General features: G+C 64.8%; 16 protein-coding genes and 1 riboswitch. Of the genes, 10 read left to right on the top strand and 6 right to left on the bottom strand.

Features of this window, described 5'->3' with window-relative positions:
- Positions 1 to 14 precede the first annotated feature (14 nt).
- The 3 genes from M2335_RS09930 to M2335_RS09920 form a co-directional block, all read right to left on the bottom strand.
- A complete protein-coding gene (locus tag M2335_RS09930) occupies positions 15 to 380 on the bottom strand; it encodes a glycine zipper 2TM domain-containing protein (protein WP_181559532.1) in 366 nt (121 codons plus the stop codon).
- Between the two features lie 110 nt (positions 381 to 490).
- Positions 491 to 847, bottom strand: a complete 357-nt coding sequence (locus tag M2335_RS09925) for a GntR family transcriptional regulator (RefSeq protein WP_264594576.1) — start codon at positions 845 to 847, stop codon at positions 491 to 493.
- Between the two features lie 58 nt (positions 848 to 905).
- Positions 906 to 1,484 carry a nitroreductase gene (locus M2335_RS09920; RefSeq protein ID WP_264594575.1) on the bottom strand — a complete coding sequence of 193 codons (579 nt, stop codon included), beginning with the start codon at positions 1,482 to 1,484 and terminating at the stop codon, positions 906 to 908.
- A gap of 219 nt (positions 1,485 to 1,703) precedes the next feature.
- Here M2335_RS09920 and M2335_RS09915 point away from each other — a divergent pair, with 219 nt between their 5' ends.
- The 10 genes from M2335_RS09915 (at position 1,704) to M2335_RS09870 (ending at position 11,628) form a co-directional block, all read left to right on the top strand.
- Positions 1,704 to 3,287: a peptide MFS transporter gene (locus tag M2335_RS09915; RefSeq protein WP_264572712.1), complete on the top strand. Its 1,584-nt coding sequence runs from the start codon at positions 1,704 to 1,706 to the stop codon at positions 3,285 to 3,287.
- A gap of 50 nt (positions 3,288 to 3,337) precedes the next feature.
- Complete coding sequence (glmM, locus tag M2335_RS09910; protein ID WP_264594574.1) at positions 3,338 to 4,690, top strand: phosphoglucosamine mutase; 1,353 nt, start codon at positions 3,338 to 3,340, stop codon at positions 4,688 to 4,690.
- Positions 4,683 to 4,907 (top strand): DUF1272 domain-containing protein, encoded by a 225-nt coding sequence (locus tag M2335_RS09905; protein ID WP_264594573.1) that lies wholly within the window; start codon positions 4,683 to 4,685, stop codon positions 4,905 to 4,907. Before glmM ends, M2335_RS09905 begins: the two co-directional genes overlap by 8 nt.
- A 91-nt stretch (positions 4,908 to 4,998) precedes the next feature.
- On the top strand, positions 4,999 to 5,322 hold the full coding sequence (locus tag M2335_RS09900; protein WP_264594572.1) for a TraR/DksA family transcriptional regulator: 324 nt from the start codon (positions 4,999 to 5,001) through the stop codon (positions 5,320 to 5,322).
- 52 nt (positions 5,323 to 5,374) lie between these two features.
- Positions 5,375 to 6,496, top strand: coding sequence for a bifunctional hydroxymethylpyrimidine kinase/phosphomethylpyrimidine kinase (thiD, locus tag M2335_RS09895; RefSeq protein WP_264594571.1), 1,122 nt, complete (start codon positions 5,375 to 5,377; stop codon positions 6,494 to 6,496).
- Positions 6,493 to 7,074 carry a ribonuclease HII gene (locus tag M2335_RS09890; RefSeq protein WP_264594570.1) on the top strand — a complete coding sequence of 194 codons (582 nt, stop codon included), beginning with the start codon at positions 6,493 to 6,495 and terminating at the stop codon, positions 7,072 to 7,074. The genes thiD and M2335_RS09890 overlap by 4 nt, the downstream gene beginning before the upstream one ends.
- 37 nt (positions 7,075 to 7,111) lie before the next feature.
- A riboswitch (yybP-ykoY riboswitch) is annotated at positions 7,112 to 7,297 on the top strand.
- 3 nt (positions 7,298 to 7,300) lie between these two features.
- Positions 7,301 to 7,870, top strand: coding sequence for a TMEM165/GDT1 family protein (locus M2335_RS09885; RefSeq protein WP_264594569.1), 570 nt, complete (start codon positions 7,301 to 7,303; stop codon positions 7,868 to 7,870).
- Between the two features lie 238 nt (positions 7,871 to 8,108).
- Positions 8,109 to 9,248, top strand: coding sequence for a site-specific DNA-methyltransferase (locus M2335_RS09880; protein ID WP_319801194.1), 1,140 nt, complete (start codon positions 8,109 to 8,111; stop codon positions 9,246 to 9,248).
- A 111-nt stretch (positions 9,249 to 9,359) separates the two neighbouring features.
- Positions 9,360 to 10,505 carry a dihydropteroate synthase gene (folP, locus tag M2335_RS09875; protein ID WP_264594568.1) on the top strand — a complete coding sequence of 382 codons (1,146 nt, stop codon included), beginning with the start codon at positions 9,360 to 9,362 and terminating at the stop codon, positions 10,503 to 10,505.
- A 25-nt stretch (positions 10,506 to 10,530) separates the two neighbouring features.
- Positions 10,531 to 11,628 (top strand): Gfo/Idh/MocA family oxidoreductase, encoded by a 1,098-nt coding sequence (locus M2335_RS09870; RefSeq protein ID WP_319801193.1) that lies wholly within the window; start codon positions 10,531 to 10,533, stop codon positions 11,626 to 11,628.
- Positions 11,629 to 11,643: 15 nt separating this feature from the next.
- Here M2335_RS09870 and M2335_RS09865 read toward each other — a convergent pair whose 3' ends face one another.
- Genes M2335_RS09865 through M2335_RS09855 form a run of 3 tightly spaced genes read right to left on the bottom strand, consistent with a single transcriptional unit; the run spans position 11,644 to position 15,279 of the window.
- Entirely contained in the window at positions 11,644 to 12,348 is a 705-nt protein-coding gene (locus M2335_RS09865; protein WP_264594567.1) for a TadE/TadG family type IV pilus assembly protein, read from the bottom strand.
- Positions 12,345 to 13,007 carry a TadE/TadG family type IV pilus assembly protein gene (locus M2335_RS09860; protein WP_181559544.1) on the bottom strand — a complete coding sequence of 221 codons (663 nt, stop codon included), beginning with the start codon at positions 13,005 to 13,007 and terminating at the stop codon, positions 12,345 to 12,347. The genes M2335_RS09865 and M2335_RS09860 overlap by 4 nt, the downstream gene beginning before the upstream one ends.
- A 1-nt stretch (position 13,008) precedes the next feature.
- A complete protein-coding gene (locus tag M2335_RS09855; protein WP_264594566.1) occupies positions 13,009 to 15,279 on the bottom strand; it encodes a TadE/TadG family type IV pilus assembly protein in 2,271 nt (756 codons plus the stop codon).
- Positions 15,280 to 15,337: the final 58 nt, after the last annotated feature.

Genomic DNA, 15,337 nt, shown 5'->3' with positions numbered 1-15,337 from the left:
AACTCAAGCGGCGATCAGCGGCAGCGCGCGCCGCTGCGCTCGATTTCCCGACCGAGCAAAGCGCCACCAGCCGCACCGAGCACGGTGCCGAGCGTGCGGTCGCCCCGCGTGTCGATGGTCCGGCCGAGCAGTGCGCCACCGGCCGCGCCGATGATCAGGCCCGTCGTGCCGTTCGCGCGCTTGCAATAATAGCGGCCATCGTCGCCGCGCCATGTGCGCGTGTCGCGAGTGATCGGGCGGGGTTCGCGATAATAGCCGCGGTCGTCATACATACGGCTGGCGCCATGCCCGTGCCGGTGCTTGCTCTTATGGGCTTCCGCAGGGGCTGCGCTCATCATCACGCCGACGGCGGCGAGGGTAGCAAGGGCGGTCTTGATCATGTCTTGTCTCCGTTCAACCTGATGCGACAAGTCTGGCGAGGCCAACCGCAACGGCAGATGAACGAGAGATCAGACGCGATAGATCGATGGGTTGGGGCGACGGGCCGTGATCAACCAGTGGTTACGCGATCTCGCTCGATCAGCTCTTCCAGCGTGATTCCAATGCGATGCATCTGCTCGGAGACGCCCGGCCAGACCGCGCTGAAGAAGCGTTCGCGCTCCATCGCCCGCAAGCGCCGCGATGCGCCCGGCGCGACAAACATGCCAACGCCGCGGCGGACCTGCACCAGCCCTTCATCCTGAAAGCTCTGATAGGCTTTGGCGACGGTCAGGGGATTCGCGCCTTGCTGGGCCGCAAAGGCCCGCACCGATGGCAAGACATCGCCATCGGCAAAGCGTCCATCCAGAATGGCAGCGGCGATTTCGTCGCGCAGGCGCAGATAGACAGGCCGGCTCTCATCGATCATGCTGCATCAGTGACATAATACAGTGGATCGGTCAAGGCGCCGGTCAGGAAGCGTGCGGTCAGCCGCCCGACCAGATCGACAACACGTAGTGCAGCTCCGGCCGGGGGCGCTCGTCCAGATCCCGCGAGGGCGTGCCGATGAACACGAAGCCGGCGATCCGCTCCTCGCTGGTGCCGAACGCATCGCGCACGGCCTCGTTGTAGGACGGCCAGCCGGTCAGCCATCCTCCCGCAAAACCCATCGCATGGGCGGCGTGCAGCAGGTTCATGGTTGCCGCACCGACGGAGAGCTCCTGCTCCCACACCGGAATCTTGGAAGGCTTGGGCGAGGACAGCACGACGATCAGCGCCGGCGCCTGATGCGCGAACTGATGCATCGCCTCGATTTCCAGCCGACCGGCGTTGGGCTTTTCGGCCAAATAGGCGCGCTCGAGCAGGGCCGCCAGCGCCGCGCGCTGGTCGTCGGCCACGATCACGAACCGCCAGGGGGCGAGCTTGCCATGATCGGGGGTCCGCGTCGCGATCCGCACCATCTCGCGTTGCTCATCGAGCGAGGGGCCAGGCGCCGCGAGGTCGCGCGGTTTGCCGGACCGGCGGGATGCGAGATAGGCGGGGAGGGAAGAGCGGTCGTTGAACATGCCGCATCGCTAGACAAATCCGGTCGATCCGCCAAGCGCCTTTGCGAATTGATCGCAATGTCGGTGCGGTAGCGGCGGTTTTCGCTACGGCAGGGCCGATGGAGCGGCTCCCATCGAGGCCGGCGGAAAAAAGCGCTTTTCTCAAATGTCAGACTCTCTAAGTCTCGTGGGCATATTGTCGCGGCCGGCGTCTCGCCGTTGCCCGGACCAGGAGACTTTATGGCGACCATTCCAGCCATCGCCCTCATCGCGCTCGTCGTGCTTCTTGCCGGCGGCGCGGTCGGGCTTGTGAGCAAGAAGCAGGAGTTTATCGGCCATCCCAAGGGCCTCTACATCCTGTTCTTTGCCGAGATGTGGGAGCGCTTTTCCTATTATGGCATGCGCGCCCTGCTGATTTTCTACCTCACCAAGCATTGGCTGTTCAGCGATGGACAGGCGAACCTCGTCTACGGGGCCTATACCAGCCTCGTCTACGTCACCCCGGTGCTGGGCGGCTATCTCGCCGACCGTTATCTGGGCCAGCGCAAGGCCGTGCTGTTCGGCGCGCTGATCCTCACCGCCGGCCACTGCCTGATGGCATTCGAGGGATCGGGCGGACAGGATGATCCCACGATCAATATCTTCTGGCTGGCGCTGAGTTGCATCGTTGTCGGCTCCGGCTTCCTCAAGGCCAATATCTCGGTGATCGTCGGGCAGCTTTACGGCCTTACCGATCCCCGCCGTGATGGCGCCTACACGATCTTCTATGTCGGCGTGAATGTGGGCGCGGCCATCGGCACCATCATGGCCGGTTGGCTCGGCGAGACCTACGGCTGGAAATATGGCTTCGGCGCGGCGGGCGTTGGCATGTTGCTGGGCGCGGCGGTGTTCGTCATCGGCAAGCCGTTCCTGATGGGCAAGGGAGAGCCGCCCAAGCCGCTCACCTTGCGCACCGAATGGCTGCTCTACGCTATCGGCGTTGCCTCCATCGGCGTGATCTGGTTCCTCGTCCAGTATCAGGATATCATCGAGACGCTGCTCATCGTCGCCGGCGTCGCCCTGCTCGGCTATGTGCTCTACGCCGCGATGAAGCTGCAACCGGATGCGCGCGACCGCATCTTTGCGATCGTTTTCCTCGTCGCGCTCAACCCGGTGTTCTGGGGTCTGTTCGAGCAGGCGGGCGGCAGCCTCAATCTGTACACGGATCGCTATGTCGACCGTGGCGGGTTCCAGACCACCTTCTTCCAGTCGCTCAACCCCATCTACATCGTGCTGCTCGGGCCGGTCTTCGCCTGGCTTTGGTTGTGGCTGGGCAAGCGCGGCTGGGAACCGTCCGCACCGGCCAAATTCGGTCTGGCGCTGGCGCAGGTCGGCTTCTCCTTCCTCATCTTCGTATGGGGTGCCCAGTCCGCGGGCATGGCGGCGCTGACGCCGGTGCTGTTCGTGTTCCTGGTGTATCTGTTCCAGACCACCGGTGAACTGTGCCTTTCGCCTGTCGGGCTCTCCGCGATGAACCGGCTGGCGCCCAAGCATCTCGCCAGCCTCATCATGGGCGCCTGGTTCTACATGTCGGCGGTCGGCAATTTCGTCGCTGGCAAGATCGGCGAGGCGACCGGCGGTCATGATGGCGAGATGACCAAGGAGGCGACGCTTTCCGTCTACAACACCATCGGCTGGTGGACGATTGGCATCGCCGTCGCGGTGCTGGCGGTCTCCCCGCTGGTCAAGCGCCTGATGCATCTCGACACGCTGAAGGAAGAGGATGCACCGGTCGATGATCGCCCGGAGGAAGGTCTGCGGGACCAGACGGCGCCCGTGCGATAAGCAGTTATGGGGGCTGGCGTTGCCGGCCCCCGATCCGCTAAGCACCGGCGATGACCAGACGCTTCTTCGGCACGGATGGCATCCGGGGCCGCACCAACCAGTCCACGATGACGGCCGAAATGGCCATGCGAGTGGGCATGGCCGCCGGCCGCCACTTCATGCGCGGCAGCCATCGCCACCGCGTGGTGATTGGCAAGGATACCCGGCTTTCCGGCTATATGATCGAGAATGCGCTGGTCGCAGGCTTTACCAGCGTTGGCATGGACGTGGTGCAATTCGGCCCGATCCCGACCCCCGCCGTGGCGATGCTGGCCGCATCGATGCGCGCCGATCTCGGCGTGATGATCTCCGCCAGCCACAATCCTTATTATGACAATGGCATCAAGCTGTTCGGGCCGGATGGATACAAGCTCTCCGACGCCGATGAACTGAAGATCGAGGCGCTGATCGAGGGCGGCGAGATACCGCTGGCTCCGTCCGAAGGCATCGGGCGCGCGCGGCGGGTCGAGGATGGGCGGGGGCGCTACATCCACTTCGTCAAATCGACCTTCCCGCAGCATCTGCGGCTCGATGGGCTCAAGGTCGCGCTCGATTGTGCCAATGGCGCCGCCTACAACACCGCGCCCTACACCTTCTGGGAGCTGGGTGCTGAGCTAGTCCAGATCGGCGTGACGCCCAACGGCACCAACATCAACGATGGTTGCGGCTCGACCGCGCCGCTGCTGCTGCAGGAGACGGTCGTGGCATCCGGCGCCGACATCGGCATCGCGCTCGATGGCGATGCCGACCGGCTGATCGTGGTGGATGAGACCGGCACCATCGTGGATGGCGACCAGATCATGGCGCTGATCGGCACGAGCTGGGCGCGGCAGGGCATGTTGAAGGGCGAGGGGGTCGTCGCCACGGTGATGTCCAACCTGGGGCTGGAGCGAAAGCTCGCTAGCGAGGGCATTCCCCTCATCCGCACCAAGGTCGGTGACCGTTATGTGCTGGAGGAGATGAAGGCGTGCGGGTGCAATGTCGGGGGCGAGCAGTCCGGCCACATGATCCTCTCCGATTATGCGACGACGGGCGACGGCACCATTGCCGCGCTCCAGGTGCTCGCCGCGCTCGTGCAGAGCGGCAAGCCGGCGAGCGCGCTGCTGCGCCAGTTCGAGCCGGTCCCGCAATTGCTCAAGAATGTCCGTTTCGCCGGCGGCAAGCCGCTGGAGGCGCAGAGCGTCCAGGCCGTGATCGCGCAGGCCGAAGCGGAGCTGGAAGGGGTGGGGCGCCTCCTCATTCGGCCGTCCGGCACCGAGCCGGTGATCCGCGTGATGGCCGAAGGGGACGATGGCGATCAGGTCGTCCGCGTGGTGGACCGCATCTGCGATGCCGTGGCAAGCGCGGCAGCCGCCCATGCTTGAGATGCGCCCGGACTGCGAGCGCTGCGGCGCCGATCTCCCCGCCGATGCCGGCGGCGCCTTCATCTGCTCGTTCGAATGCACCTTCTGCGCCGAGTGCGCCGAGGACATGGATGATCGCTGCCCCAATTGCGGGGGCGAGTTGCTGGATCGGCCAAGCCGGACTGGCGACGCGCTCCAGCGGAACCCGGCTTCGACGGAGCGCCGCTTCAAGGGCTGAGCGTCCGCGCGACCTGTTTGATCTGGCGCATGGATTGGCGCGCATCACCGCCTAGATTGGCATCAAGCAGTCGGACGGAGAGGGGGTTGCCATGGACATGATGGACGCAAAAGCACGGCTTCTGGCCATGCGCGATGATCTGAAAGCTCGGCAAAAGCGGCTTGCGGTCGATCTGGACGAACCACTGAATGCCGATTCAGCTGAACAGGCAAGCGAAGTGCAGGATGATCGCGCGCTGGAGCAGCAATCTGCACTGGTGGCGCGCGAGATCGGTTCGGTCAATCGTGCGCTCGCGCGGATCGAGGCGGGCGTTTACGGCGCCTGCCTGCTGTGCGGCGAGCCCATTGCCCCGGCGCGTCTGGCGGCCCGGCCTGAGGCATCGCTGTGCATCGCCTGCGCCCGCAAGGAACAGTGAGGCGCAGCGCCAGCGGCTCGACTTCCGCGCTGGCAAGGGGCAAAAGCGCCTCATGAGCTATCCTCGAATCCTGATCATCGCCGGCTCGGACTCCGGCGGCGGCGCCGGCATCCCGGCGGACGTCAAGACCGTCACCATGCTGGGTGGCCACGCCATGACGGCGATCACCGCGATCACCGCGCAGAATACGCTGGGCGTGCAGGCCGTACATCCCGTGCCGACGGACATGGTGCTCGCGCAGATCGACAGCGTGGTCAGCGACATCGGCGTGGACGCCGTGAAGATCGGCATGATCGGCTCTGCGGAGACGGCGCTGGCGGTCGCCGACCGGCTTGAGAGCATTGGCGCGCCGGTGGTGCTCGATCCGGTGATGGTCGCGACGAGCGGCGGCGTGCTGGCGGACGCAGCCACCATCGAGAGCTTGCACGAGCTGATGGGCTGGGCGTTCGTCACGACGCCGAACCTGCCGGAGCTGGCGGCGCTTGGCGGCGAAGCAGAACTGACCGCGCGCGGCGAGATGCTGCTCATTAAGGGCGGCCACGCCCCCGGCGAGATCATCACCGACCGGCTGGTCGGATCGGAAGGCGAAATCGCCCGTTGGGAAGGGGCACGCATCCATACCGAGGATACCCATGGCACGGGCTGCACCCTGGCCAGCGCCATCGCGACCGGGCTGGGGCAGGGGCTGGACCTGCCGGAAGCGATCGCTCGGGCGCGCCTGTTCGTACGGCTGGCTTTGCGTACTGCGCCCGGCCTCGGTCGCGGGCATGGTCCGATGGCGCATGGCGCGGTGCGGCTCGATATGGGACCGAGCGGCCGGCTCAATCAGATATCCGTGCCGGTCAGCGACTATGCCGCCTCCCGCGATTTCTACGAGGATCTGGGCCTGACCCTGATCGTGGACAGCCCGGACCAGCCCTATGCCCGGTTCGAGGCGCCGGGCGGCGCAACGCTGTCTCTCCATGGCCAGCAGCATGGCGTCTATCTGGAATGCGATGATCTCGATGCCCGGGTGACGGCGTTGATCTCGGCGGGCCTCGTCTTCGATAATGAGCCGGTGGATCAGGCATGGGGCTGGCGCGAGGCCTGGCTGGTCGATCCCGCCGGTAACCGCGTCTGCCTCTATTCGGCGGGCGAGAACCGGCGCTATCCGCCCTGGCGGGTCGAGGGATGATCGCGGGGGTCGACGAGGCCGGGCGCGGGCCGCTGGCCGGGCCGGTGGTCGCGGCGGCGGTGGTGCTCTGCAAGCCGCGCCCGTCCGGCTTGGATGACAGCAAGAAGCTGAGCGCCGCCAAGCGCGCGGGTCTGGAAGCGACGATCAAGCGCCGCTGCCACTGGGCGGTCGGCGTGGTGGACGTCGCCGAGATCGACCGGCTCAACATCTTTGGCGCGACGATGCTGGCGATGACGCTCGCGGTCGAGGGGCTGTGCGCCCGCCTAGGATGCGATCCGCGCGAGGTGCTGGTGGACGGCAATCTCACGCCCCATGGCCGGCGCCCCGAGTGGCGCTGGTCGGCGCGGGCGATCGTCGGGGGGGACGCATTGGAGCCCTGCATTTCCGCCGCGTCGATCATCGCCAAGCAGCATCGCGACGCGCTGATGCGGGAAGCCGCGCGCGACCATCCGCATTATGGCTGGGAGCGGAACAAGGGGTACGGCACCGCCGATCATCTCGCCGCGCTGCGCCAGCACGGCCCGAGCCCGCTTCACCGCCGCAGCTTCGCGCCAGTCGCGCAACTGGCCTTTCTGTAGGGCGCCCGTTGACGGGAGACGGCCGAAGGCCTAAGGCGCTGGGGTCATCTGGGGAGTAGCCAGCTGCCGGTTTCCGGCAGGCCTGCCCGTCAACATACTCGGTCGAGAGGCCGTGGCGGCAGGGAATCCAAGCATTCCGGCGAGACCAATGACATCGAGCTTCCGTCCAGGCCGGGCGGGAGGCGCGGTGTCATTGTTTGTCTTGTTGCCCGGCTGAGGATTTTTCATGGAAGCCCTGTTCACCTCCACCGCCGTCGTTGCGCTCGCCGAAATCGGTGACAAGACGCAGTTGCTGGCCATCCTGCTCGCCACCCGGTTCAAGAAGCCGGTGCCGATCATCCTCGGCATTCTCGCGGCGACGCTGGCCAACCACTTTCTGGCGGCTCTGCTCGGCGCGAGCGTGGCGTCCATCTTTCAGCAAAATTGGTTCCACTATCTGGTCGCAGCCGGCTTTCTCGCCATGGCGATCTGGACGCTGATCCCCGACAAGATCGACGATCTGGAGGACAAGCCGGCCCGCTTCGGCGCGTTCGTCACCACCACGATCGCCTTCTTCCTGGTGGAGATGGGCGACAAGACGCAGATCGCGACCGTCGCGCTTGGCGCGCAGTTCCATCAGGTCGGCCTCGTGACGATGGGCACGACCCTCGGGATGCTGATCGCCAATGTCCCGGCAGTGTTCCTCGGGCACGAACTGCTCCGCCGCGTGCCGCTCAAGGTGGTGCGCATCGTGGCGGCCAGCCTGTTCGCGGTCATCGGCCTGTGGTTGCTGATCCAGGGGCCGGGTAGCTTCTGAAAATCGATAATGCCGGAGGCTCGGGTAAAATATTTTTCGGCCCCTCGCGGCCCTGAGTCTTCGGCGCAACACCACAACATGTTGAGTCCTGCCTGAATCGCAGGACTCCATCCCTCGTGTGGGACTCGTTTCGTTCTCATTTCCGGCCCGGATTCTTCGCGTGACTACAGTCCGTTACCGCTCTTGACGGTGGACTCGTCGTGACTCACACCGGGCGCACAAACGGGGGTGAGACGACATGAGCGTGATGGAAAAACTGACGAAGCGACCGGTGCGCGCAAAGGTCCTGCCGGCCAACGCGCCGCCGGTCCTGCCACTCGACACGCTGCTGCAGGGCGACTGCATCGCCATCATGCGCACGCTGCCGACGGCAAGCGTAGACATGATCTTCGCCGATCCGCCGTACAATCTCCAGCTCGGCGGCGATCTGTTCCGGCCCGAGGGCGGGCGCGTGGATGCCGTCGATGATGCCTGGGACCAGTTCGACAGCTATGCCGCCTATGATGCCTTCTGCCGCGAGTGGCTGGCCGAAGCACGCCGCATCCTCAAGCCGGATGGCACGATCTGGGTGATCGGCAGCTATCACAATATCTTCCGCGTCGGCGCGCTGATGCAGGATCACGGCTTCTGGATCCTCAACGATATCGTGTGGCGCAAGGCCAACCCCATGCCCAATTTCAAGGGCACGCGCTTTACCAATGCGCATGAGACGATGATCTGGGCGAGCCAGGGCGAAAAGGCGAAATACACCTTCAATTATCGCGCCATGAAGACGCTGAACGACGAGCTGCAGATGCGCTCGGACTGGGTGCTGCCGATCTGCGCCGGGCAGGAGCGCCTCAAGCGCGGCGGCACCAAGGCCCATCCCACCCAGAAGCCGGAGGCGCTGCTGTACCGCGTGCTGCTCTCCTGCACCAACAAGGGCGATGTCGTGCTCGATCCCTTCTTCGGCACCGGCACCACCGGCGCCGTGGCCCGCCGCCTCGGGCGCCGCTGGATCGGCATCGAGCGGGAAGACAGTTATTGCGAGGTCGCGCGGGAGCGTATTGCTGCAGCGCTCCCGCTCGATGAGAGCGCGCTGACCATCATGCAATCCCCCAAGAGCCAGCCGCGCGTGGCGTTCGGCACGCTGGTCGAGACTGGCATGATCGCGCCCGGCACCTTGCTCACCGCCAGCAAGGGGCGCTTCAAGGCGCATGTCCGCGCCGATGGCTCGCTGGAGTGCAATGGCCAGACTGGCTCGATCCACAAGATGGGCGCCACGCTGCAGGGCGCGCCAAGCTGCAATGGCTGGACCTTCTGGCAGATCGAGCACGAAGGCGCCGTGAAGCCGCTCGATGCAATGCGCCAGCTTTACCTGCTCGCGACGGAGCCATAAGGCACCGTCGTTGGGGCCCGGACGGCGCGCTCCCACCGCGGGTCCGGGCTCCTGCTTCCGCTTTTCTGTCGGGCAAGCTAAGGCGCGCGGGATGCACAAGGATATCGCCCGATGATGATGGAAATCCCGCCGCCGGACGCCCGCCTCTATCTGCGCCCGATCTGGTTCATCGACACGCCTGTCGGGCTGGAGACGCATGAATTCCGCAGGCTTGCCGGGGGACTGATCTGGTTTCAGGGCCTCGAGGTTCGTTGGGCGGGCGCGGAAGGCACCGCCGGCAAGGCCAGCGTTCCCGTCTCCATGTTTGAGGACTGGCAAAGCCGCCTGAGCGATGCGCAGGCTGAGCGGATCGCAGCGCAAATGCAGGGGCTGACGGCGCCTCGCGCACCGTTGACGCTGGGCGAGCGCGTCATTCGCTTCGATACGCCGCAGGTCATGGGCATCCTCAACATGACGCCGGACAGTTTCTCGGATGGCGGCAAGCTCATCGGCGATGCCGAGCGCGCCGCCGATGCCGGCTTTGCGATGCAGCTGGCCGGCGCCTCGATCATCGACGTCGGCGGCGAGTCCACCCGGCCCGGCGCCGCCACCGTGTGGGAGGGCGACGAGATCGCCCGGACCGTGCCGGTGATCGAGCGACTGGCCAGGAACGGCATCGTGGTCTCCATCGATACGCGCAAGGCGGCGGTGATGGAGGCCGCGCTCGCGGCCGGTGCCGGCATCGTCAATGATGTGACCGGCCTCACCCACGATCCGCGCGGGCTTGAGGTGGTGGCGAAGGCGGGGTGCCCCGTCATCCTGATGCACAGCCCGTCCGCCGGCGACGATCCGCATGGCGGGCCAGTCAAGTACAAGGCCGGTGCCGTCGCTGGCCCGACTGTGGACATGGCCGTGTTCGACTGGCTGGAGGCGCGGATCGCCGCCTGCCTCGATGCCGGCATGGCGCGGAGCAAGATCATCCTCGATCCCGGTGTCGGCTTCGGCAAGGCGTTGCAGGACGATACGCGGATCATCAACAATCTGGCCATGTATCAGGCGCTGGGCGTGCCGCTGCTGTTCGGCGCCAGCCGCAAGCGCATTGTCGGCGCGCTGACCGATGGTGCGCCGGTCGAGGAGCGGCTCGGCGGCTCGGTCGCCTTGGCGCAGGTCGCGATCGGGCTGGGCGCGCAGATCGTTCGGGTGCACGATGTGCAGGAAAGCGTGCAGGCCGCCCGGGTGTGGCGCGGCTTGCGCGACGCCGCCTTGGTTGCTGGCTGATCGCCGGGGAAGCGGAGGGCCTGTCATGTTGAACATGGCCATGATCGGCGGAGGCGGGCCCATGTCCATCGGCCAGACCCACCGCATCGCAGCGGAGGCGACCGGGCAGATCAGGCTGGTTGCGGGCGTGTTTTCATCCGATCCGGCGCGATCCCGACAGGCTGGCCTTGCTTATGGCATCGATCCCGCCCGCGCCTATGCCGATGTCCCCGCCTTGCTGGCGGGCGAGCGGGACCGGGCGGATGGGGCCGATTTCGCGACCATCGTCACGCCCAATCATCTCCATTACCCGGCGGCCGTGGCCGCTCTTGAGGCTGGCCTCGCCGTGATGAGCGACAAGCCCATGACCGCGCGGCTCGATGAAGCCCGCAGGCTCGCCGCGCTTGTGAAGGAGACGGGCCGCCCCTTTGCGGTCAGCTATCCTTATGGTGGCTTTGCCGCCGTGCGCGCCGCCCGCGCGATGATCGCCGAGGGAGAGTTGGGCGCGATCCGCAAGGTCAGCGCGACCTATGCGCAGGGCTGGCTGGCGAGCGCAGCCAGGGATGCGCAGGCGGCCTGGCGTGTAGACCCCGCGCGCTCCGGAGTAGGCGGCTGCATCGCGGACATCGGCGTCCACGCCTTCCATCTCGCCGAGTTCGTCTCCGGCCTGCATGTAAGCCGGATCATGGCCGACCTTGGCAGCGTCGTCCTGGGGCGCACGCTGGACGATGACTGCGCCGTGCTCCTGCGGTTCGAGAACGACGCCCGCGGGACCATAATGGCCTCGCAGATCGAGGCGGGGGAGGGCAACCGGCTGCGCCTGCGCTGCGATGGGGAGGCCGCCAGTCTGGTCTGGACGCTTGATGATCCGCATGCCCTTACGCTGCATCCGATCGACGGTGCCAGCCTTCGGCTCTCATTCGAAGAGGCCGCGCCGGCGATCGCCTGTCCGCCGGGCGTCCACCATGCCGAAGGTTATATGGCGGCCTTCGCCACCCTCTATCGCGATTTCGCGGCGGTTCTTCAGGGCAATGCGGCGCCTTCGCTGCCCGGCGTGCAGGAGGGGTTGCGCGGCGTGGCGTTTATCGAGACGGCCGTCGCCGCCTCTCGGGCCCAAAGTGGGTTGGTGGATCTGGCGCTCTAGGCCCGCGCTGTCCCCTCAACTGCTGCAGGTCGAAGCGGTGACGCCTTCATTATTGTAGACGCCCGTGCCGCCATTGCCATTATAGTCGCGGTCGTCGCGCACAGTCATAGCGGCAGTGTCCACAATGACGGTCGTCGGCACGATGCTCGCCGAAATGAGCGGCGTATAATCATAGGCCACTTCAACGAAAATGACCGCGCCGCCATCGGGCGCCGTCACCTGCTTGCCGGTTTCGCCCATCGCCGGGAGATCGGTGTCGCCCTGCACGCCATGGGTGGAGGCCCAGCTTTTGGCGCCGAAGCAACGCTGCCAGTGAATGTGGAATTTTTTGGGTTCGGGATTGGGATTGGCGACCGGCTCCAAGCTTGAAATGATGATCCGCCCATTGGTAGCAAGATCGAGCGAGCCGGACTGCATATTGGCGCCGATCAGTAAATCGTTGATCTGCGCCTCGCTGATCTGCGGCGCGGTGAGCAGGCTGTTGGTGCCGATGCGGGAGGCATTATCGGCAACATGCAGGGCGATCTGGCTCACCTGCATCCGCGTGATCGCAAAATTAGTGAGTTCCGCGCCGGCGAGGAACATCCCAAGGATCACCGGAGCCGTGAGTGCGAATTCCACGGCGGCTACACCGCTCTGGGCGTGCCCTACACGCGCGACGTTGCCAAGCCGAACACCGCAGAGCGCGCTTTTGCGCTTGAGGAGCCTCACCGCACTCATGAGCAATACCGCACGGTCGGCGTGCCATCGGTGCCCTGGTCGCCATAGGGCTGGTTTGAGAGCACGGTTCTGGCCACGACATGCGTGGTCCCATGCCCGCCGATCAGTCTGTCGATCGGAAAAAGGCGCGGATAGGAGACCGTCACCGTGAACACGACATTGTCACGCGCGCCCGCGGCGTTGATGGCATTGCCACCGTCGGCATCCCAAACGCCGTTGTTATTGTTGTCTACAAACGGCTCCCCGCCGTCGCAAACGCCATTCTTGTTGGGGCCGCTCGCACTGTCCGTAAAGGGCTCGGCCTGAGCAGCAGCGGCTTGCGAGAAGCTGCGATAAAAGCGCCGCTGGACCGAAACCTCCGCGTCATTATGCAATTGCTTGATCTGGCTTTCCACGACTGCGTCGATCGCATCGCGCGAGGTCGCGTTGGTGCCGGCGGATGTCTCCAGCGTGCCGTCCCGCGCGGCCTTCTGCACGGCGCCCTGCACGACGCTCTGCATGTAGAGCGTGTGCCCAACATCCAGCGCGCCCAGCAGCATGATGAGGAAGCCCGGCAGAATGAGCGCGAACTCGATGATCGTCACGCCGTCCTGCGCCCGCGCGAAACGGCGCAGGACAGGCAAGGCGCGTGCGCCGAACAGATGAGGCGCGCGCCTCATCTCAGTTGGTCAGCCTCAAATCGGCGATTTCGGACGCGATCTGCTTGAAGTTGCTGATCAGCGTCGGTGTATCATCGGCCTTGAAATATTTGCCCGGCGTTGCGCAGTTCTGCAGCCGCGCTTCGGTCGTACTGTCGACGCCGCCGCCATAGGAGACCACCCACAAGGTGATATTGCGGTTGCGGATCGCGGTACACAGCGCAACGAGCCGGCTGTTGAGAACGCTATCGAGCTGGCTATCGCTGGGCGCGTAGGTCGTCTGGCGGCGGTCCCACCACGGAATGCCATAGGCGGTATAGTTTGTGTTGCTCGTCATCGTCGCCCCATCGGTCATGAAGATGATGTGACGCTGTATGGCACCGCCGGTCGGAGTCTCTCTGTTCTCGTCGGCAAAGATTCCGGTCGGCGAAATGAATCGGGCACCCCAGATCATCCCGATGTCATGATAGGTGTTACCGATGGCGCGCAATGAATTGACATAGTTCACAAAGCTGCCCGGTGTGTACCAGGTCTGCAGTTTCTTGGCTTCCGTCGAACAGTAGTAAGTGAATCTGTCTTTGCGAGGGTGAGAAGGGTCGACACCGGAAGCGTCGACATTGTTCAGGGTCCAGTTATTGTTATAGTTTGTCCCCGTATACCGCGCCCACGCCGCGCCGGGCAACATTGGCTTCCACTGCGTGTCCGGGTTGGACGGATCAGGCACGGCGTCGATGTTCATGTCGCGAGCGCCGGTGGGAATGGAGTTCCACTCGTCGCTGGGGTCGCCGTCACTGTTTTTGACTGTGGCCCGCTCCTCGATACAGCCGTCCCAGCCCACATCGGCATTTGCCGGGAAATAGAGCGTCGTGTCGCTGGTGGAGCCGGACAATTTGACCGTCGGCCCTGTGGTCGTGGTCAAGGGTAGTGCGACGCTATTGTTCCAGCTGGAACCGCCAGCCTTCAGCCCGGAGACGTCGAACGAGACCTGCTTGTATCGCCATCCAAAAACGCGTTCGTAATCCGTCCAGCTGATCTGGCGCGTGCCAGTTGTCGTCCTCGACCGGGTGTAGGTGCGCGCACTGCTGCTCTGCAGGCGGCAACTGCTGTTTGACCACGCATAGCGATACGCGACGACGGTGTGATTATCATTCTGCTGGTACGTCCGCGTCTGTTGAGTGGCCGGATATGTGGGCGCGGCATAGTCAGAGACCGTCGCGGCTTGCAGGCTGCCGTTGTCCGTGTAAGTTAAAATGGTGCCGTTGGTGTTAAGGTTCGTGCAGTTTGAAGAGGTCCGGTCTGTTCGATTGTTGCTGTAGGACGTGCCGTTAATTGTGGTTGAGCCATTATTGCCGAGGTTAGTCCCCCAGGAATAGCTGCTGGCAGTGTTCAGATTGGTTGGCGCGCTCGACCAGTTGCTCCAGTTGCCCATGGCCTCCCCGCTTGCCTGCCATGCATAGACCGTTTCCATCCGGGGTTCGCGTGACTGATAGGACCAGTTGTTGGCGATCCAGTCATTGTTCAGTAGCTTGCCCACATTCACGTTCACCGAATAGGGCATGAACCCAAGGCGGATCTGCGCTGTGCCGGTGTAAGTGGTGGCCGTAGGGTCGCTGCCGCAGACCTCGGCTGTGTTGACCCGCAGCAATGCTTCATAAAAGCACTTTACTGCGCTCTTCAGGCCGACAAGGCGAGCATTGGTGGCTGGAACATTATTGTTGTTGCCGCTCGGGCAGTAGCTACCATCGGCCGGGCAATTCATCGATCCCGTAACGTCCAGCACGAACATCACGTCGGTGTTCGGGATTTCCATCTTGGCGGTGCAGGTTACGTGCATGGTCCGCTCGGTGATGCCGAAGATGCGCATGATGGTCATGGGCACGGAGACGTCCGCAAAGCCGGTGACCTCGCCGTCATCCTCCGAGAAATCGTGGTCGAGCAAGGTCGTGCCGTAGGCGCCATCCGTGAAATTGGCGTTGAACAGTTCGAGCGCGCGGCTGCGGGTGCTGGTGCTGCCCTCTTCGGTCCAGCTTCCCGATCCCATCGCGCGGCGACCGGCCAGCACGCCGGCGTCACAAGCCTGTTGCAGTCGCGTCTTTGTGAGGTAGAGACGGCTCATGTCCACGCCGCCGCCAATCAGCCCCGCCAGCGGAATGAGCGCCGCTGCCGAAATGGCGATGACGTTGCCGCGCACGTCGCGGCCAAGCCTGGTCATGAAGCTTGCGCCTGCCCGGTTGCGCATTCCTGTCCTCACTGCCCTTGAAGCCACCCATCCGGCGAACGATTGCACCGCCACCGGCCCGATCCTCGCCTTATTCAGAAGTGGTGGACAAATGCCTAATTCGGTTGGTTGA

Origin of the sequence: Sphingobium sp. B12D2B, assembly GCF_025961775.1 — a bacterium.
Lineage (GTDB): Bacteria > Pseudomonadota > Alphaproteobacteria > Sphingomonadales > Sphingomonadaceae > Sphingobium.
Note: the sequence above shows the minus strand (reverse complement) of the source record. Positions and strands in the feature narration are given on the sequence as shown.